General features: G+C 35.4%; 12 protein-coding genes and 1 pseudogene. 8 read left to right on the top strand and 5 right to left on the bottom strand.

The features are described 5' to 3' along the window. The first annotated feature begins 4 nt into the window (after nucleotides 1-4). Genes B5440_RS11475 through B5440_RS11445 form a run of 7 tightly spaced genes read left to right on the top strand, consistent with a single transcriptional unit; the run spans nucleotide 5 to nucleotide 12,746 of the window. On the top strand, nucleotides 5-3,295 hold the full coding sequence (locus tag B5440_RS11475; protein WP_070053957.1) for a UvrD-helicase domain-containing protein: 3,291 nt from the start codon (nucleotides 5-7) through the stop codon (nucleotides 3,293-3,295). 2 nt (nucleotides 3,296-3,297) lie between these two features. Beyond that, nucleotides 3,298-5,310 (top strand): hypothetical protein, encoded by a 2,013-nt coding sequence (locus B5440_RS11470; protein WP_070053956.1) that lies wholly within the window; start codon nucleotides 3,298-3,300, stop codon nucleotides 5,308-5,310. Nucleotides 5,311-5,312: 2 nt separating this feature from the next. Then, the gene (locus tag B5440_RS11465) at nucleotides 5,313-6,236 is read left to right on the top strand and encodes a hypothetical protein (RefSeq protein WP_070053955.1); all 924 of its coding nucleotides are present in this window, start codon (nucleotides 5,313-5,315) and stop codon (nucleotides 6,234-6,236) included. Nucleotides 6,237-6,251: 15 nt separating this feature from the next. Next, the gene (locus B5440_RS11460) at nucleotides 6,252-8,711 is read left to right on the top strand and encodes an Hsp70 family protein (protein WP_070053954.1); all 2,460 of its coding nucleotides are present in this window, start codon (nucleotides 6,252-6,254) and stop codon (nucleotides 8,709-8,711) included. A 4-nt stretch (nucleotides 8,712-8,715) separates the two neighbouring features. Next, a complete protein-coding gene (locus tag B5440_RS11455; RefSeq protein WP_070053953.1) occupies nucleotides 8,716-10,491 on the top strand; it encodes an AAA family ATPase in 1,776 nt (591 codons plus the stop codon). Between the two features lie 2 nt (nucleotides 10,492-10,493). Next, nucleotides 10,494-11,024 (top strand): hypothetical protein, encoded by a 531-nt coding sequence (locus B5440_RS11450; RefSeq protein WP_070053952.1) that lies wholly within the window; start codon nucleotides 10,494-10,496, stop codon nucleotides 11,022-11,024. 57 nt (nucleotides 11,025-11,081) lie between these two features. After that, nucleotides 11,082-12,746 carry an AAA family ATPase gene (locus tag B5440_RS11445; protein WP_070053951.1) on the top strand — a complete coding sequence of 555 codons (1,665 nt, stop codon included), beginning with the start codon at nucleotides 11,082-11,084 and terminating at the stop codon, nucleotides 12,744-12,746. Here the strand turns inward: B5440_RS11445 and B5440_RS15835 are convergent. Beyond that, nucleotides 12,725-12,832, bottom strand: a complete 108-nt coding sequence (locus tag B5440_RS15835; protein ID WP_079711132.1) for a hypothetical protein — start codon at nucleotides 12,830-12,832, stop codon at nucleotides 12,725-12,727. The genes B5440_RS11445 and B5440_RS15835 overlap by 22 nt on opposite strands. An 80-nt stretch (nucleotides 12,833-12,912) precedes the next feature. Further along, a complete protein-coding gene (locus tag B5440_RS11435) occupies nucleotides 12,913-14,301 on the bottom strand; it encodes a hypothetical protein (RefSeq protein ID WP_070053950.1) in 1,389 nt (462 codons plus the stop codon). 251 nt (nucleotides 14,302-14,552) lie between these two features. Here B5440_RS11435 and B5440_RS11430 point away from each other — a divergent pair. Beyond that, nucleotides 14,553-15,684: pseudogene (locus tag B5440_RS11430) on the top strand (IS3 family transposase). A 23-nt stretch (nucleotides 15,685-15,707) separates the two neighbouring features. Here the strand turns inward: B5440_RS11430 and B5440_RS11425 are convergent. Genes B5440_RS11425 through B5440_RS11415 form a run of 3 tightly spaced genes read right to left on the bottom strand, consistent with a single transcriptional unit; the run spans nucleotide 15,708 to nucleotide 20,240 of the window. After that, the gene (locus B5440_RS11425; RefSeq protein ID WP_070053948.1) at nucleotides 15,708-17,711 is read right to left on the bottom strand and encodes a DUF6339 family protein; all 2,004 of its coding nucleotides are present in this window, start codon (nucleotides 17,709-17,711) and stop codon (nucleotides 15,708-15,710) included. Beyond that, on the bottom strand, nucleotides 17,708-18,565 hold the full coding sequence (locus tag B5440_RS11420; RefSeq protein WP_070053947.1) for a hypothetical protein: 858 nt from the start codon (nucleotides 18,563-18,565) through the stop codon (nucleotides 17,708-17,710). The genes B5440_RS11425 and B5440_RS11420 overlap by 4 nt, the downstream gene beginning before the upstream one ends. Continuing rightward, nucleotides 18,555-20,240, bottom strand: coding sequence for a hypothetical protein (locus B5440_RS11415; RefSeq protein WP_070053946.1), 1,686 nt, complete (start codon nucleotides 20,238-20,240; stop codon nucleotides 18,555-18,557). The genes B5440_RS11420 and B5440_RS11415 overlap by 11 nt, the downstream gene beginning before the upstream one ends. Nucleotides 20,241-20,260 lie beyond the last annotated feature (20 nt).

Below are 20,260 nucleotides of genomic sequence, written 5' to 3'. Positions count from 1 at the left end.
GGGAATGATAAATTTTGAACCTTTAAATAAGGAAAAAGTAAAACTTGATGGAACCAACCTGGTAGAAGCAAGTGCAGGTACTGGAAAGACGTATTCCATAGGACTTCTGGCTCTCCGTTTAATATTGGAGGAGAATATTCCTGTCTCTCGAATTTTACTTGTTACTTTCACAAAACCAGCTGTGGCGGAGCTTGCCGCTCGGGTGCGTAGGTTCCTTCGAGAGGCAATAAAGGCAGCAGAAGTAGGAAAATGTGAAGAAAAAACTATTACAGATTTTGTTGTTTCTCAGGAAAATCGGGAGGAAGTTATATATAGATTGAAAAAAGCACTTTCAGATCTTGATGATGCTTCTATTCAGACGATCCATAGCTTTTGCCAGGAGTCTCTTAATAATTTCGCATTGGATTCAGGTCAGCCTTTTGGTCTCGAATTACAACCTAACGTTTTGGGTATATCACAAAATTACGTCCATGAATTTTGGCGAGAGAATATTGCTGTTCTGCCAGTAGAAGATCTTGAGGAATGGGGAGATAGCCTTCGTCTGGACGTTTTTTATGATGCAGTTAAAGAGAAGCTTGGCGGGAAAGAATTTGCAGATGTTTCGGATAGTGATGCAGAGCTTTACAGAAATGAACTTTCTGATTTTAAGCTGTTTTTAAAAGAGGAAAAAAAAGATATAATCGGGAGGATCAGAGAAATAAAGGTTAGCAGGTTTACTACAGAAAAACAGGATGAAGTCATTGAACGGCTTGAGGATTTTGATAGCTTTAAATCTTGGCTTTTGAACAATCCGAAAGGTGCTGCTTATATTACAAATTGCTGGAATGAAATTTTTCCGGAAGAGAGGAAGAGAGCCCTTGCTTTAGACAAATGCCACCAAAATGTGGTAAATACTTTGATCAAAAAATGTATAAAAGAGGTAAATCAAAAAACGAATACCCACCTTCAAAAAAAGCATTTACTCACTTATGATGAGATCATCACCAGGATGCACCAGGCTGTAATAAATAATAACCATTTTAAAGAAGCTATTAGGGAGAAATTTGATGCCGTATTTATTGACGAATTTCAGGACACAGATAGGCTGCAGTATGAAATTTATTATACGCTATTCGGAAAGGGGAAGATCCTTTTCTATATAGGAGATCCTAAACAGTCCATTTATGGTTGGAGAAAAGCAGATCTAAATACTTATTTCGCTGCCAGAAAGAAAATTGAGGAAGGGAAGTTATTTAAAATGAACATCAATTACCGTTCTTCCGAAGCTTATGTGGAAGCAGTCAATACATTGTATAGTCAGGTCAAGAATCCCTTTAGGACTGGGGGAGATGGCGAAAATGATATCCAGTACTATGATGTTGAAGCTATTGGGGACAATAGTACAGGTTTGCACAATCAAGAAATAAAGGTAAAGGCACTTGAGATTATTCAGGAGAAAACGAAAGAGAAGATAAAGACAAGAACCCTATGTCTTGTACAGGAGTTACTGAATGGTAAATACACTATTGGTAAAGAACCTGTTAAGAAGTCGGATATCGGAATACTCGTTAGAGCAAATTTTGAAGCCAGGGAAATAAAAGATATTCTAATTAGTGCAGGTTTTCCCGCAGTTACTGTTGATGAATCAAAAATATTTGAAGATTCATTAGAAGCAGTGGCTCTCCTGAACATCCTTGAGGCAATTTTAACTGCCAATGACTATACTATTAATAAAGCACTGCTTAGTGAATTTACGGGCTATGGATATAAGGATCTTGCACAAATAGAAATTGAAGATCTCTTGGATAAGTTTCGTGAATATAGGGAAACCTGGGTAAAGTCAGGTGTGTATGCGGCGGTTCGTCAGTACATGATTGATTTTAATGTTACACGGGTCCTAATGGAGGCAAATAAATTCCGTAGTCTTACTAATCTTACACAGATCCTTGAACTTTTACAAGAAGCAGAATTAAGGCAGGAGCTTAAACCGAGTGGACTCTTTTCTTATCTTCAGAAACAAATTACCGGTGTAAATGAGGAGGATGAATTTCAGCAACGTATCGAAAGCGACGAGGAGGCTGTAAAGATCATCACTATTCATAAGGCAAAAGGGCTGGAATATCCAATAGTTATTGCGCCATTCTTAGATTTAAAAGTCGAAGAAAAGTATAATTTTTGTTCTTTCAGGGATGAAGAAGGTAATTATAAATTTTATCCTAGTAAAAAAGGAAGTGCAGAAATGTCTCAGTTATATAAGGAACAGGTGGAACAGGAAAACCGCCGCTTAATATATGTTGCATTAACCAGGGCGAAGTATAACTGTTTTGTTTTTAAAATCCCTACCAAGAATAAAAGGACTTCTCTGGATGATTTTACTGAAAATGCGATAATTGATTCTTTTAAGTTTAATGAAGATCCTCAGCCAACTGAGCAAAAGAAAATTGAATTACCGAAATGGAAAGGTGTAGGTGTAGAAAACTTTCAGCTTGCAGATCACCTTACTGGTAATCTCAGCTTCTCCGGGATAAGCGCTCACGGAGCCTATATCCCAAAAGAAAATAACGGTGATCCAACGGGATATGATCTATTCATTTTCAAAGATATGCCGAGGGGTACGGTGATAGGGGATATGCTTCACCTGCTGTTCGAAAATATAGATTTTACAGGCTCTGAGGATCATCACCGTGAGGAATTGGAAAAACTGCTAGATAGGTTTTATCCACATAAAAAGGAGGAATATCGGGAAGGTCTGTTTATAATGATCAAACAGGTTCTGAATGCCGATATAGAGATCGAAGGCCAAAAAATTTCTTTAAGGGACATCCCAAATTCCAATAAGAAAAATGAAATGGAATTCGACTTACGCACTCAAAACGTTGATCTTGTAGGCCTAAATGCTTTTGATGGTGGAGAAGGAATAGAACTGGGTTGCAACACGCAGCACCCTGCCAAAAGCGGATTGCTAACCGGCTTCATTGATCTACTCTTTAAGCACGAAGATAAATTTTATATCCTGGACTGGAAGTCAAATTACCTCGGAGATGATCTAAGTTACTACGATGGAGAAGACCAAATGAAAGCGGCAATGAATGAAGGCAATTACCATCTTCAGTATCTCATTTATTCCGTAGCGGTGAAAAATTACCTGGAGCAAAGAATTCCTGATTTTAATTATGAGGAACATTTTGGAGGGGTGATCTATGTGTTTTTGCGGGGTGTCAGAGAAAATAAGCAAACCGGGATCTATACCAGTAAACCTTTTTTAAAAGAAATTCAACAAATAGAAAGTTTTTTTACCACGGAAAATTTAATATAGCTATGGAGTTAATAAAAAATAACCCTTATCGAATTGCAGGTCTTTTATCAAACGCTACAACTAAAGAGTTAGAAAAGAATAAAAGTAAGTTTTTAAAATTTGTAGAGGTAGGTAAAAATCCTAAATCAAATGTTGATTTTGAACAAATAGGTTCTTTAGAGAGAACAAAAAAATCTCTAAATTCAGCATTTTCCAAACTTGAGCAGAACAAGGACAAAGTAAATTACTCACTGTTCTGGTTTTTAAATACAAGTCCGTTTGACAGCACTGCTATTGAATATTTGAAAAAAGGTGATGAGGGAAAAGCGGTTGAGATATGGGAAAAAGTAACAACTAATAAAGCCGTTAATTCGAAAAACTTCTCTGCCTTCAATAACTTGGGAACGGTCAAGCTTTTAAGTAAAAACAAGTCAGTTATTAAAACAGGTATTGAAGCTAAAATAAAACTGTTAGAGTCTGATTATTTTAAAAATTTCGTCCATTCTGTTGCAGATGAAACTTTCAAAATAGATAAACAAAAACAAACTGAAATATTAATTGATGAATTGTTATCGCAATTTACCAATCAATATTCAAATTCTGTAACCTTACAATTGTTTATTAGTTGCAACGGTTTAACACAAAGCTACCTTTCACAAAAATTTACAGAAGAACCAATCCATAAAATCGAAAGCCAGATTGAAAGCTGTAAAATGGAACGGAAAGCGAACAAAATTGGAACATATGATTATGGCTTAAAGCTATACACAAACACCAAAAATGATTTATCACTTCTAGAATCCCTACTCGGAACAAGCGACCTAAAATATAAAGCAGTTGCTGATCAATTGGCAAATGAGATAATGCAATGTGGGATTGACTATTTTAATGAAAGTCAAGAAAATGATTCAAGTAAGAATTACCTTGAGTCGTCTCAAGAACTAACCAAATTAGCTGATTCTATAGCTGTTGGTAAGTTAACCAAAGATAGAGCAAAAGACAGTCTTGCCTCATTAGAAGAAATGAAAGACCGTGAAGTTTTACAAGTTATTGAACTATTACGATCTGTAAAAGACTCTTATGAGACAAATAAGAAAGAAATAAGGAGACAGGTTAGGGAGCTAGAAGAAAGCGATATTCAAATTATAGCAGGTTACAAAACAATAGATAAGTCAGCAGTTGAGGCAAATATTAGAAATTCAATTGATTGGGTAAAAGTTAATGATTTGCTTAAAACAATTTTGCCTGAGGAGAGTTTAGGTAAGATTAAAGATAGTTCCAACAACCAGCTCAAATCAGATTTTATTGAATTAGCAAATTGGCTAAGAAAAAATTCCCAGAGCAATTCTGTAATAGCCGGAATCATAGATAAATACAAAATAATACCACCAAAAATTCCTTTTAAGATTCTATCCGCGAAGATAACCAATGGCAAAAAGCCTTTATTTACTAAGTTCATAAGATACATCGGTCTGGAACTTAATCTAGAAGTGAAGGAGAATTCCACAGTGACATTTCATATTAAATATATAACCCCTCGTGGTGGAATTAAACGTAACTCAAAAACATCGCCAATAGGCTATACTCAGGTAGTGACAAAATCATTAAATAAACAAACTAGCAAAGTCGATTTTCCAGGTTGGGGAAATGCTGAAGAGTGTACTTACGATACTGGACTACATCGTATTGAAGTTTATATAGATGAATATTTAATCCATACTGAAAAGTTTATAGTTGATTTAGCACCGTCAGAAAAAATAAAAAAGAAATTGGCAAGTGCTGAAAGAAAATTAAAGCAAATTAATCGAACCGAATATTTTGAGTCAGAAATTAGAAATGCTCAAAATGAAATGAATGAAATCAAAAAATTTAAATGGTTTAGAGTTAGCTCAAAAAAGCAAAGTCAGGTTCAATCTCAACAAGTGAAAATTGATAAACTATTACAGAAGTCAAAAGAGGAAAAGAAAATCAACATTCGAATTCAAGAAGAAACGATATACAAATTAAAAACAGAACTTTCAGCAGCAAAATATTAACGATGAAGAAACTATTACTCATATCGCTCTTTCTAGGAGCGACAAATTTATTGGCCCAACAGTCAGATTCAACAATAGTAAAAGAAATTCAAAGTCTTAGAACCGAAGTGAAACAGCAGGGGCAAGACATTCTAAGAGTATATGGGGAACTTGATAAGGAATATAGGACGTACAGACAGGTAAGAAATCAGTTTAATGATACAGTTAGAAAACAGAGAAAAACCATCGATAGCTTAAGTAATATTTTAAACCGGAACAATATTGAGCTCGCTTCTGTAAATAATGATTTAACTGGTAAAATTCAAAAAGCAGATACTGATGCAAAAAACAGCATTTCTGAATTGGACGAAAATCTTAGTAAAAACCGCAATTTTTGGATTATAGGTACTCTAATTTTATTAGTTCTGGGAGGTGTAATTTATTGGTTACTCAGCAAAAGAATATCTTCTAGTAAAACCGATGTTGAATCCCAAATCAAAAAAACCAAAGCTTCGCTAGAAGAAGAAAGTGTGAAATTAGATAGCAAACTAATGGAAGTTTTGGATACACAACTCAAATTAAAAGACTTGAGTCAAATAGGAAAACCTGAAGACGAAAAGAAAGATCATTCTTTAGTTGTAAAAGTTGCGGATGAAGTCACACGAATTCTGATGAACCTTGAAGTAATGGATAAGAACATAAAAGGCTACAAACATCTTAAAAAATACTCTGAATCAATTTTAGATAACCTTAAAGCTTATGGCTACGAAATACCACAGCTCACAGGTCAAAACTATAATTCAGGAATGAATATGGTGGCAACAATGGAATCTGACGATAGTATTGAAGAAGGAAAAGAAATTATTAAACGAATAATAAAACCTCAAATCAATTATAATGGCAAAATGATACAAGCTGCAAAAGTTATAGTTGCTTACAACGAATAAAAATATCATAAAGAAATGGCAAGATTAAAAATAGACTACGGGATTGATTTAGGAACAACCAACTCTGCAATTGCAGTAATGGATGAAGGTAAGATCAAAATGCACCGCACAGATACACAGCGTGACACAATGCCGTCTTGTGTGATGGTAACAAAAAAAGGTTTTTTGCTAGGCGATAAAGCGTATGCTCAATTGTCAAAAGATAAAAAGAAAGTATTTACAGCCCTTGATTTTAAGTCCAACATCTTTATTGAGTTCAAACGAACAATGGGTAATTCAGTAAAATATAAAACGGACGACAAAATTGGAATAGAATTATCGTCTGAAGAGCTGTCTGCCGAAGTTTTGAAAACCTTAAAATCATATATTGATAATGAAAGTGTTAAGTCGGCTATCATTACAATTCCAGCTGCATTTGAAATGAATCAAATCAATGCAACCAAAAAAGCAGCGGAATTAGCGGGAATAGAATATGTGGAATTAGTTCAGGAACCTTATGCCGCAGCTATTGCCTATGGAGTTGAATCTGCAAATAAAAATGGATTTTGGTTAGTCTTTGATTTTGGAGGAGGTACTTTTGACTCTGCCTTGGTGAAAGTTTCTGATGGTATTATTAAAGTCATAGACACTGAAGGGAACAACTTCTTAGGTGGTAAGAACCTGGATGAAGCTATTGTTGATCATATATTCCTCCCATACCTAAAGGAGCATTTTTCAATTGATTCTATTATTGAAAATCAAGAAAAACTTACTGCGTTTAAAGAAATGTGGAAACCACTTGCTGAAGATGCTAAAAACCAATTGTCTTATAAAGAGAAATACCCAATTCTAACAAATTTATACGATGAATATGGAGAAGATGATGAAGGTGAAGAATTTGAAATTGACTTGACCATAACAAGAGAACAACTAAAAGAAGTTATTGAACCATTTATTCAGAAAGCCATAGACTATAGTAAAGATCTGATAAAGCGTAACAATTTAGATGGAAATTCTCTCGGGGAATTAATTCTTGTTGGTGGCCCAACACTATCACCAATTGTTAGAGAAATGCTTGAAGCACAAATAAAAAAACCAAATACCAGTGTTGATCCGATGACCGTAGTAGCAAAAGGAGCTGCTATTTATGCTTCTACAATTAATAACACCATCGAAGATGAAAATGTAGATGCTTCGAAAGTTCAGTTACATATAGATTATGATTCAATGGTGGCTAGTGATGAAACATTTGTTACAATAAGAACTAAAGAAGAAGATAGAGTTGTCTTTGCGGAAATAGCAAGAGGCGATGATGCTTTTAAAAGTGAAAGAGTTGAGCTAAATAATATTGGAGAAGTAATTGAATTGCATTTAAAATCTGGCGAAAGAAACAATTTTTCAATATTACTTTATGATGAAAAAGGTAATAAATTAGAATGTGAGCCACATAGTTTTTCTATCCAACCAGACACGGCTCTTGGTGGTGCAACCTTGACTCATACAGTTTGTATTGAAGTTTTTGATAAAAAGGCAAATAAGCAAATATTAAAAGCGATTAAGGGTTTAGAAAAAGACAAAACGCTTCCTGCTCAAGGTGTATTCAATGGCTTAACCACTAGAAAGCAAATTCGACCGGGAATGGATGATTTTATTGATATACCAATTTATCAAGGAATTCCCGAAACCAAAGCGATAAGTAATAATCACGTTACGACAGTTAGAATAACTGGCGATGATCTACCAAAGCTTCTTCCTGAAGGTAGCATTGCTGACTTAACATTGAACTTTACTAAAGGAAGCGATTTTACAGGTAAAATAAATTTCATTGATATTGATTTTGAAATGCCTTTAGAGATTAGTAGTAATGAATCAGAAGTAACAAAAGATTGGCTCGAACAGCAAATTAGTGAAACTGAACGTAGTTTGAGAAATATTGATTCCCCACGTAGTTCAGAATTTGAAGAAAAACTTAATAAGGTAAAAAGCATTTTTGAGAACAAGAATACAGAGGCAGGTAGATTAGAAACCCGTTCAGAACTTCAAAAACTTGCAAGAGAAATTGAACAAGTTGAAAAATTGAATGAATGGCCTAACCTAGAAGAAGTTTTAAAAGAAGAATTTTACCGACTTGAAAAAGCAAATAACGATTTAGGAAATGAAAATACCACCCAGGTAGTCAATCAATTCCGTTCGCAGTTGGATGAAGTAATTAGAGCAAAAGATATAAAACTCGGTAATGTACTCCTGGAAGAGATAAGCGGCTTTTTTGTCCAACTAACTTTAATTTATCAATTGGTAGGATTTATTAGAAACCATAATGAGAATTTCGCTTCATTCCATTGGAAAGATAGCAGTAAAGCAAGAACGCTATTGAATAAAGGAATGCAAATTATTAGTGAGAACCCAACAACAGACGAATTACATCCAATTGTAATTTCAGTTATTGATTGTTTGGAAGAAGTTGATAAACCAGGAGAAAATGTATTTGGTGTTTAATTAGATGAAAGAATCAAATCAAATATTGAAAAAAGGTCAATTCATTAATGACAAATATAAAATTACTTTCTTTCTCAAAAAAGGGAGTTATGCCGAAACCTATCGGGTAAAAGATCCGAAAGGTAAGACCAAATTATTGAAACTATTTGCTTATTCAAAATTGGATAGAACTCAATTTGATGAAAATAGTGATGTTCTAGAAATTCAGGTTTTAAAAAAAATCAAACATCCCAATTTGGTTAATTTCATCGAAAGCGGAGAACTACTTATACAAAATCAAAAGTATGCATACGCAATTCTTGATTTCATCAGTGGTGAGACTTTGGCTGATAGAATGAAGCGAGAAGACACGCTTAATCCCTATGAGGCCAAAGATATTATTTCAGGTGTTTTAAACGGATTAAATTATTTGCACTCTTTTGACAACCCAATAATCCACAACGACATTACAAACTTGAATGTAATGTTAGATTTATCAGGCAAAGTTGCTATTCCTAAAATCATTGATTTGGGTTATGCTCGTTATTTAAGTCAATCATACAAAAACTTTTTAAAGGATGGTTTAAATCCATTTTACCAAGCCAATGAAGGCTTCAACAAAGTGTTCTCAGTTAAAAGTGATATATTTTCCGTTGGAGCATTGTATTATCATTTATTAGAGGGTTTGCCACCTTGGTTTGTTGAAATTTCAAAATACATAGCAGATTCCATAAAGTTGGAAGATGCTATCATTGAAGAGCGAAAAAAACCTTTAAAATTTTCCTCAGTTACAGACTTACCAACCCAAAATATAATCGGCAAAGCTTTACAACCAAATACTGAAAATCGTTTTAATAGTGTTAAAGACTTTTTAAAAGCAATAAATGGAGAAATGGAAGTGCAACAGCTTTCATCAACGCAAGAACTATCTAAACCGAAACTTAAGGAATTAAAAAAAGGAAAAGGGTTTTCAGCAATCGCAGGATTAGATGATTTAAAAAACGAAATGAGAAGGTCAGTCATTGATGTTTTACAAAATCCTGAAAAGGCGAAAAAATATGGAGCTAAACTACCAAACGGTATGGTTTTGTATGGTCCGCCGGGATGTGGTAAAACATTTTTCGCGAAACACTTTGCCGAAGAAGTAGGCTTCAATTTTATTTTATCTACCCCATCAAGATTAAAAAGCAGGTATGTAAATGCTACACAGGAAAACATTGCTCAGATGTTTGAAGATGCCGAAAAAGATGCTCCCACAATCATTTTTATTGATGAAATAAATGAACTTCTTCCCAATCGTGATAGTGATTCTCACGAGATGTCAAAAAGTGCAGTAAATGAAATGTTAGCTCAAATGGACAGAACAGGAGAAAAGGGTATCTTCATAATTGGAGCAACAAATTACCCTGCCATGATAGACCCTGCAATGCTTAGGTCAGGTCGGTTGGAAAAGAAATTCTATTTACCACCTCCAGACTTAAAATTGAGAAAAGCGCTTTTTGAAATGAGTCTAAATGTTAGAAAGATGGTTTTAGATTTTGGCATTGATTACGACAGGCTTTCTACACTAACAGAAAACTATGTTAGCTCTGATATTGAATCAATAGTTAATGAAGCAACTTCAATAGCAATGGCTGATGATTCAAGAATAACTATGGACTTATTGGAGAAAGTTATACAATCATTTAAACCTTTTCCGAAAGAAGAATTAAGAAAATACCAAAATATTAAGGCGAAAATGGAAGGTAAAAATATTGAACAAAAAAACGTCAAACCAAGAATCGGTTTTAAAAACAATTAGATATGGAAGCATTACATTTCAATAAACTATTGCTCAAGACAGCTTTTTCGTGTATGGCTTGTGATGGTGATATAGACAAAAGGGAAATCAAATTGATAAAGCGACTGCATAAGGACAACAAGACCTTTGGAGAGATTGACATCAATACCGAATTGAACACTTTGTTACTTGCTATCAATAAAGACGGTCATCAATTTTTAAAAGGGTATTTCAATGAACTTACGACTACTGAATTAACAAAAGCAAATGAATTGAAATTGATTGAAGTTGCAATAGACACCATCAAAGCAGACGAAAAAGTTGAATACAGCGAAATCAAGTTTTTTAAGGTAATTCGTTCAAAACTGAAAATTAAGAACGAGCGAATTCTTGAAAAACATCCTGATTTTGAAGACTATTTGGCACAAGATATTATAACTGATTCATACTTATCAAGGTTGCAAGATGACTTTTTTGATACTCATATTTCAAATGAATTTGACCTGATGAGGCAAATGGATAATGACTTTTTAAAGAATAGTAAAAAGGAATAGAAAAGAAGTTTAATCTGAAAAACTTATGTTGTTTTATTTTAAATATTTTTCACTCACATGATTTACCCCTCAAAATTTCCAACCTACAACGATAATCATGGCGAAAGAAAAGTTTTTGAAGCCCTTCAGAAACTTGACCCTCACAATTTCGACGTTTTTTGGAGTCGCGGATTTACGGGAAAGACCAAAGAAGAAGATAAGCACTACGAGATAGACTTTTTGATATTCGACCTTCGGGAAGAGCGGCTGGATCATATTTATTTGATAGAAGTCAAAGGAGGTAAGATAGTTTATAAGGCTGAAGAAAATGCCTGGTTCCAGAATTCCCGGGAAATGACAACAGGCCCTGATCTACAGGCGATGGGATATGTTTCAAATATTCTTAAAAGGTATAAAGAGGTTATCGAACAGAAAGTTCCAGTTAGCTGGATGCTGTGGTTTCCTGATGGAATTATCGACAAAGAAAATATGCCTACCCAATGTGAATCCTGGAATATGCTGGATCAGAATGACCTAGACGATCCCAGGGAGGCTCTGAACAGGGCAGCAGAGGCCGGGGAAAGCGATTATGGGCATTTTAATAGAATCTCCGTAGATGAATATAAAGGTAAAATCCAAAAAGATCTGCTTCAGGGACTTGAGGTTTCACAAAATTTCAGGACGCTACTGGAGAATATGGATATAAATATAGATAAGGCCGAAGAAAGCCAGAAAGCTTTTTTAAACGGACTTTGGAATCATTCCCGTTTAGCAGTGGAAGGTGGCGCCGGTAGCGGCAAAACCGTGCTGGCCAAATGTGCGGCTGAGGTTTTGAACAAGAAAGGGAAAAAAGTTCTCTTCTTGTGTTATAATACTTATTTGTGCTCCCAGCTAAAGACAGGTCTGGATCCCGAAATAAAAACCGATAATATCCATAACCTGATGAGAGAATTTACGGATGACCGTGAGACTGACTGGTTTGGGGCCCAGGTAAAAGACAGGGATTTTTGGGATAAAGGTTTGCCGGAAAAGTTTAAAGAATTACTGAAGGTCTACCCACTTCAGGAAGAAGAGAAGTTTGATGTGATCCTGGTAGACGAGGCCCAGGATTTCGAAGTTGCCTGGCTTAATATGCTGCTCAAATATCTTAATCCAGAAGCTCAGTATTTTCTTTTCTATGACAAGCGACAAAACATTTTTGAGCGGAATTTTATATTGCCCCAGGGGCAAAATTGGCACTTTCATCCTTTAAATTGTAACTACCGGAATACCGGAAAGATAAATACTTTTATAAATGAGTACGTTGGAACAGATGCTGTTTCTTATGGAGTTGAAGATGGGGAAGAGGTTAGGATTAAAGATTATTCCCCTGAGGATATTGCAGGAACCCTAAAGAGGTGCTTACTTGAACTACACAATGTGGGAAAAGTACCAAAAGAGGATATCATGATCCTTACAGACGGCTCCACAAAAGACTGGGACCTAACGATCCATAAAAACGGTTTTGAATACCAGGTCTTAGACCCAGTAAAGGCGAGGGAAAAAGAAAAGATATATTATTCCTCCATCCGCCGCTTTAAAGGTTGCGAGGCCCCTGTGGTGATCCTGCTTCTTAAGCAAAGGCTGGAGAAGATCCAAAACGGAGAAACTAAACATAAGAACAGACTTTATACCCAGCTTAGCCGGGCAAAGGGCTTACTTTATGTGTTAGAGCCAGAAAATTATTCGGAAGCCCATTCATAATCGCATTCCGGACACTCGTAACATACTCCATTGTGGTAGGCGTCTTCGCTGCCGCATTTTGGACATTCTGTGTTAAAAAATCCCATAGTTTAATTTTTAGATTTATTTTTCAATATTTATTTGAACCTGCCGGTTTTGGAGGTTTTCTTTTAGCCATTCTAAATCTTTACCATTCTTTCCAAGTTCCGCCTCTAATAAAGTTTTGATATGCTCGGTATCTTTTATAATTCTGTCTCGCTTCATAATGATTGCTGAGAAATCCCCATGCTTCCAGTATGCTTTTAATTCCGGGGAGCATTCCGGGAGTTGGTTCGAGAGTTCCTGCAGCAATTTTTCTGATTGTTGACTCACTGATTTGCCCAAATTCTTCTTCAAGAATTCTCTCTGCGTGTGCAGCGTATTCTGCAAATTTTTCATTTGCTTCTCGTACTTCTCCTGCTCGTTTATCAAGGTCTGTTGTTTCTCTTTCTTCTCTGTTAACAGCCTGTTGTAAGTCTGTTTCAGGGAGAGGATTTTGGAGTAATTCTTCACATATTGTTGTTTCTCTTTCAACAGCTGAAATTTCTTCTTCAATTTCTCTGAATCTTCCTTTAAATTCCGAATATACTTCCTCCTTTGCAGTTCTTTCCATTTGCTCCAATCTTTGTTCAGCTTCTTTTGTAGCTTTCGAAACTCTTGATATTTCTGAGTTAAATCGTCGTTGAGTACTGAGGTATTGTTGCGATTCCAGGTTTCTTGTAATTGAGCGTATAAGATTACTAATTTGCGTTGCTCTACACTTGTAAGATTCTTCAAAAAGTTTTCTTTGCTGTTCATCAAAGAATGGTAATCTTTCTGCGTCTGAAGAGGATAATTGTGAGTAAGGGGTGTTGGCTTCGAGTTCATTATAGATCCATTTAGTATGTTTCGTAGTCTTTAAACTTTCTTCAATTTCCGAACCTTTAGTTCTCGGCACGATGAATTGAACAGTGTCAATTCCCATTCTTTTTAAAATGATTTTTTTCTCCTCTGAAATTTTATGAGTAACAACCAATTCAATGAATAAAATAGGTTTATGTTTTTCATTGTAAAACACAACATCTGGACGAATGTTAAGATAACGATCATTTATTTCTGGATTCTTTCCAGTCATAATTTCGCCATTTTTATTCTCATAATATGTCACCTCAGATCGAACGTAGGCGGCAGTTAGGAATTTCGCATTCTGAAGAAAACTGGGAACACCTTGATTTCCTTTTGGAGGGAATTTATATAAAGCCGGAACCTTAATTTTTTTTATTCTCTGCAGGATATCTTTAACAAGATTTTCTCGATATTCTCTGCTGCTAAAGCTGCAAGGAATCTCTCCTTTTGAAACATCCACTGCCACATGTCTAAAAAAAGATCTGTGCCTTGGATTTCTTTTTTTAACGGCTTCCATTTCTTTTTGGCATCCAATACAGAAATAGCCTTTTCTTCCACTATCAACCTGGCTGATATATTTATCCACTCCCTGAATATTTCTAGCCCAGTCGTTATCTTTTTCTTTCTCCTTCTCCTTATTTTGTTGTGACATAATATTCTTAATAAACTAGGGCAATAATAAGTGGGACATACGACAATGCGCGTCGTCTTTTTAATAGGGATTAGAAATTTTTACCAAGGCTAATTTTTGGTCACTTTTTATAAATCTTTTTTTCTAAGAAATCATATAAAAACTGTATAGGCTATTTTTTATAATTATATAAGTTTACCTTGAACTGTAAGCTTCCCTTAAAAACGAACTGTTTAAAAGTATAATATATTTTATAACTTTAAACAGTAATTATGAAGAAGAGTAGATATTCACCACAGCAAATCGCAAAGATTTTAAAGGAGTTTGATAACGGAAAAACGGCCGCAGAGATCAGCCGTGAATATAGCATTAGTACAGCTGCATTCTACAAGTGGCGGGAACGCTATGGCGGGATGAACGGCAAAGAGCTGAAGCGCCTGAAGGACCTTGAGGAGGAGAACCGAAGGCTGAAGCAGATGTATGCCAATCTATCCCTGGATCATCAAATGGCCAAAGAAATTATCGAAAAAAAGCTTTAAAGCCCTGCCGTAAAAGAACCATAGCCAAAGAACTTACGCGTTACGGTATTAGCAGGGCGTGCCGTGTTTTAAATATGAGCAAAAGCGTTTTTTATTACCGGCCAATTCCAAAGGACGATACTGCTATCGAAGCGGCCTTACAACAAAAAGCTAAAGAACATAGCGAAGAAGGCTTCTGGATGGCTTACGATCGATTAAGGAGTGAAGGCAAGCCCTGGAATCATAAACGGGTGTACCGGGTCTATAAAAAGCTTGGCTTAAGTTTGAGACGAAAAGTAAAAAAGCGTTTACCTGCCAGGGTCAAAGAACCCTTGGAGGCTCCTATGGCACCTAATCGAAGCTGGAGTATTGATTTTGTAACGGATGTTTTAGAAAATAAAAGCGCTTCCGTGGCTTAACCGTAATTGATGATTACAACCGGGAAGCATTGCATATAGAAATTGATTTTTCACTGCCCAGCAAACGTGTCGTCTGGGTATTGAACCATTTGATTAACCGCAGGGGAAAACCTCAAAAAATAAGAATGGATAATGGACCTGAATTTGTTGCCAAGATCGCTTCAGAATGGAGCCAGATGCAAGAGATCGACTTTCAGTATATTCAACCCGGGAAACCAACCCAGAATGCTTTTATAGAACGATTCAATGGAACCTATCGAAGAGGCGTTCTCAATAAATACCTCTTTGAAGATCTAAATCAGGTAAGGGAACAAACCGAGACCTGGATGGAAGATTACAACAATGTAAGACCACATAATGCACTGGGAAAAATGGCCCCCGTAGCATACGCAAAAACTCATTCTCCTGGCGGTACCGCCAGGAGAATGAAAAATGATATTTTTGGACAATCAAGCAGTTCTAATTAGGGGAAGCTTACAGAACGACCCTTTTAATTATTGAAAAAATCGGGGATTTGTTTGTAAAGTAGTGTTTTCTGTACATGATTCGCCGGATGATCTAATAATATCCCTTTTCCGGTATGTCTTTCTTTTAAACGGACTAATTTGTCATCGATAACAGAAGGAAGGATGGCATACGATAGGCGATTATAAGAGTTAACTACCTCCGTTCCACGATCAGCCAAATTCTTGCTTTCAGGAATCCATTCTCCACTATGAATTTTAAAACATCGACCTCTGCTTCGCATCTGACGACAAATTAATATATTTGCATCAAATTCCCCCACTCCCAAATTAATTAGACCTGCACGGGGATATTTTCCATTTCTCGATCTAACATCAATTGACAGGTCGGGAAGGTTTTTCAAAGATAACTTTGCTATTTGTCCATTATCATAACATAAATAAAGATATTTATTTTCGCGATTTTGCGGGAGTTGTAAAGAAAATGCAAGTTTTTCAGTAGGTTTTTGATCGGAATAAAAGAATAATCCAGTCTCATAAATATTGAAATATATGTGGGTGTTTTCCTTTTCTATAGGAAATTCGGAAGAAAAAGTAATCTCTGGTTGTTTTGTGGAATTCGGACGGTTAATTTGTTCTCTAAAATGGTTTTGAATAATGGTCCATTCCCTGGAATAAAAAGTATTATTTTTTGGGCAGAACCCTGAGGTACCCGGACTAATTAATCTTGATAGTCTCTTATCGAGCGTCTCAGGCAGAATAGAATAATTTAGTTTGTTAGTATGCAATGATATCTTTATTCCACGAGAATTTAGAAATTCCATCTCAGGCAACCAGCTTGTTCTAAAAATTTTTCCTAATTTTCCTTGAGAAGGTTCATCCACTGTAATTAATAAAAGACATTCAATATCGATGCATTTAATATCTATAAGGTTAGCTTCCTTATTTAATCCACCCCAATAGGGAATTGATTGATCTATTGTTTTATTTAGAAGTTGAGATAAAGGTATTTTATTTACTCTCCCATTTTCATAGCATAACAATAAATATCCATTTTGATAGCTAGTTGGGATAGTAATATTAAAAGCAGCATCCTTCATTGGACTACTTCTCAGGAAATATTTTCCTTCTTTAAAAACTGAAAAATATACTAAGTCCGTTCTTCCTATGTTGGTTTTCTCATTTGGTTTTGCAATAAAAGTAGGTTTCTTAGAGAAATTGTCAATTTTGGTTCTTTTACCAATTTTTTCTTTATTAACCAGTTTCGGAAATCTTTCTTCTAATTTAAATTTAAACCAATCTCTGGTAAAAAAAGCTAAAGGTTTGGTTCCCCCTAATAGATTAATAAATTTTGAAATTTTATCACCTAATTCCTTGGTTTCGGGAATGTTGTTTTCCTGGTAAAATTCCAGAATTCCTAAGATGGCTTCTTTATGTCGAACATAAGAACTTCCTCCAAAGGTCACAGTTCTATATCTATTGTTGTTGAAATAGATTCGGCTTAGTTCGTAGCGTTCTTGCCTTTCATTATCAATAGTTAAATGTATAGACCACCACAAAGTTGTAAGAGGATAGTTTATTAGATGCTTCTGAGAAGAAAGTGACATTATCCAATGCCTAAAAATATAAGTTTCCTGAGAACCTTTTGATGGATTTTCAATTTCATTCCACCGGGAGTGTAGATACTGGTACATATCATGGTGGTGTAGATAATTCCAAAAATCTTTGTCAGCCGCCTGTCGAGGAGTAAGATTTAAATTTTCATAAAGAAGCTTGGCACATTCAAAATCAGCAGTGCGATAGTCGTTCTTCTTTTCCGAAGAAAGATTGTCTACAAAGGTTTCTGTTAGCTGATTTCCAAGATTTGATGGAATTTTTTCAAAATCACAATAGACATAATCTTCCTCTCTAAAGGGGTAAGTGAATTTATCCTTTCTTAGATATGCATTTAGGAACTTCTCATCTTCACTCTTTACTTTTTCCCGAAGTAGGGGGGTTACTGAGGGGGCAAACTTCAACTGATAACTCATTCTATATCGTTATTTTTATACCTATTTTCCATTTCGGCTAAAGTGTCTAATAGTAAACCCGTGGGTTTTTGAAGGATGTTCTCAACAAATGGTGGTATGTCATCTACATTTGGATATTCAGATTCCCCTTCCTGATTTTGCCAATGAACATTTAAAACCCTTGCCCATTGTTTTTCAAAGTAAGCCTCTTTGTCTTTACCACATAATTTGTAACATGCGTGAATAAGGGCTGTTTGAAGTAAGGAAGAAATTAAAAGTTTCTGGTAATCCGGATCTTCTACGTACATTTTTAAGTCCTCAAATTTCTTTCTAGGTAATTCTATGGTTATACTGTCATCTATATAGCTATAATTTACATCTGAAGTGTTTGGGGCTTCTGCAGCTTTAATTTTAATTATACTGTCTAAACTTGTTCCAATTAAATCTAACTCAAAATGGTATTCTCCCAAATAAGCAAGTGCCTCTCCTTGTTCAATATAAAACTCTAAATGCTTGGCTTCTTCCTTAACTGAAGGATTGGAGTAACCTTCAATATCTTTTGTAGCTACTAAAAGGAAAAGCGCCTCCACTTTATTTTTCAGATTGTCCAATGGTATGCTAATGTTGTAACTGTATTCTTGTTCAAAAACTTTTCTATACATGGTATGAGTACAGTAGATCTCAGCAATAAGCCGTGCATCTCCATTTAGGAGCATTTCTTCAAGTTTCCTATTAGCACCGAAATTGATTTCATCAGATTTTATCACCAGATGACCATCCTGTATAAACTCTTCTACGTTGAATTGTGGACCAAAATCATAATAGTCATGATCTCCAAAAACCGGATGTCCAAACTTGTAACCGTTAATTTTCATTGTACTTCTCTTTGATTTCTTTCAATCTAATCGCGTGCTTTAGAGTATCCTCAAGCACAAGTTCCACTTCATTCTCTCCTTTACTCAAGTTGAGAAAAATCTTATTTTCTGAAAATTCACCTTGTGAAGCAGCTGAAATATTAATTGTTTCTTTAGAAGATTTATCGTCAGATCCTACAAGAATTTCAAAGGCTATCTTGTTGTGGTCTTTTTTTGAATTCATATCTATCACATAACTAAAAGAGTTTTCTCTTTTTATTGTCCTGCTTCTAATCCAACGAAAGGATTTTGGGGTGTGATTTCCCGGCTTTTGTTTAATCCTAACCGGCTTTGGTGTCTTTTTCTTACTTTCCGGATTCTCTCTATTTCCTTTCTTTTTTGAAAGACCAGGCAGGTTTAGAAGTTTATCAAAACCTGGAACTGTTATGACATCTCCCTGTTGTTCTCCAATAAATTCTTTGATGCACTTATCCTGGAATTCTTTTAAAGCTTTCAAAGCTAATCTTCCCCTACCATCCTTCCAGTTTCCAGGACGCCATTCGGTGTGAGTTGCATTTTCTAATTTTTTTAGAATTTCGTTTCCCTCGGGATCTTCACAAACAAAAACTCCACAATATCCCTTGGGTATTTTAGTATTGTCTTTGAAGATAAGCATCTTTGATTTTCTGAAGTTGGATATCCTCCCCTGGAAATTTTCATTCTTTGCCAGGAAAAATTTTACATGCCCTAGCAATGGAATATAATCGCTATAATCTTCTCTTGTACAGTTTTTACTAAGATAGGACTCTATATATGGGCGTGGATTTCCGTTAGTATTATAATGCGCACCTTCCAGAACATCAGGAAAGACTTTTTTAACTTCATTGTAGAGATTTAATTGGTTAAATTCTTTTCCTGCTATTTCCACTACCAAATCCCCTTCCAAAATTGCAAGCCAAAAATTGTTAAGTAACTCTTTCTCCATAATCTCCTGCCGATTTGTTTCTGGCCAAAGCCCCAGAATAAAACTAGATGTACCAATTTCGGTTCTCTGGAATGGCGGGGGAATTTTCCAGGTTTCTAGCACTGGCTTGTAATCATCGCTGTAATAGCCTTTGTAATTCTTTAATTCGCCCTTGTCTTCGTGAGAAGATAATCGGCAAATACCCTGGAAAAGCGTTTGATTAGTTTCACAGAATTTTGAAGTCACAAAAATGGTATGAAGATAAGAAGCAGCGAAATAAGCTGCTTTACCCATTCCTTTTGAACCGGCTGAACCTGGAGAACTTTTAGTTGATACATTCCGTGAATGAGCAAAAGAATCAAATGAGGTGGAAACCTCCATTCCTATGGTATTGTAATCCGCAATTTCGAGGCAGCTATAACAACTGGTTTCAATTGTAGAACACATAGTACGAATTAATTCCCTATCATCTTCATTCGCTTTTTTCCAATTTTTACAGGCTCGAAGATGTTTTTCTATTGCTGCAATGGAGGGAAATTTGTCTTTGGGCAATTTGAAGTAGCGGAAGTTTACTCGTACCGGTTTATTTTCATCCAGACGTGCATCCATTGAATTTTGAATGGTCTCACGTACCACAGATTGATAACGGGTTTTATCAAAAACTTCGATGTCACCATCCCTAATTCCCTGATAATCGTCACCAGGAGTAAGAGTTTTAAAATTCCATTGCATAAAGTATATATTATGGGGAT

It is taken from the genome of Salegentibacter salarius (assembly GCF_900168265.1).
Taxonomy (GTDB): Bacteria; Bacteroidota; Bacteroidia; order Flavobacteriales; family Flavobacteriaceae; genus Salegentibacter; species Salegentibacter salarius.
Note: the sequence above shows the minus strand (reverse complement) of the source record. Positions and strands in the feature narration are given on the sequence as shown.

Coding starts and splice junctions, on each gene's coding strand:
- B5440_RS11475 (WP_070053957.1), top strand. CDS start 5: ATGATAAATTTTGAACCTTTAAATAAGGAAAAAGTAAAACTTGATGGA.
- B5440_RS11470 (WP_070053956.1), top strand. CDS start 3,298: ATGGAGTTAATAAAAAATAACCCTTATCGAATTGCAGGTCTTTTATCA.
- B5440_RS11465 (WP_070053955.1), top strand. CDS start 5,313: ATGAAGAAACTATTACTCATATCGCTCTTTCTAGGAGCGACAAATTTA.
- B5440_RS11460 (WP_070053954.1), top strand. CDS start 6,252: ATGGCAAGATTAAAAATAGACTACGGGATTGATTTAGGAACAACCAAC.
- B5440_RS11455 (WP_070053953.1), top strand. CDS start 8,716: ATGAAAGAATCAAATCAAATATTGAAAAAAGGTCAATTCATTAATGAC.
- B5440_RS11450 (WP_070053952.1), top strand. CDS start 10,494: ATGGAAGCATTACATTTCAATAAACTATTGCTCAAGACAGCTTTTTCG.
- B5440_RS11445 (WP_070053951.1), top strand. CDS start 11,082: ATGATTTACCCCTCAAAATTTCCAACCTACAACGATAATCATGGCGAA.
- B5440_RS15835 (WP_079711132.1), bottom strand. CDS start 12,832: ATGGGATTTTTTAACACAGAATGTCCAAAATGCGGCAGCGAAGACGCC.
- B5440_RS11435 (WP_070053950.1), bottom strand. CDS start 14,301: ATGTCACAACAAAATAAGGAGAAGGAGAAAGAAAAAGATAACGACTGG.
- B5440_RS11425 (WP_070053948.1), bottom strand. CDS start 17,711: ATGAGTTATCAGTTGAAGTTTGCCCCCTCAGTAACCCCCCTACTTCGG.
- B5440_RS11420 (WP_070053947.1), bottom strand. CDS start 18,565: ATGAAAATTAACGGTTACAAGTTTGGACATCCGGTTTTTGGAGATCAT.
- B5440_RS11415 (WP_070053946.1), bottom strand. CDS start 20,240: ATGCAATGGAATTTTAAAACTCTTACTCCTGGTGACGATTATCAGGGA.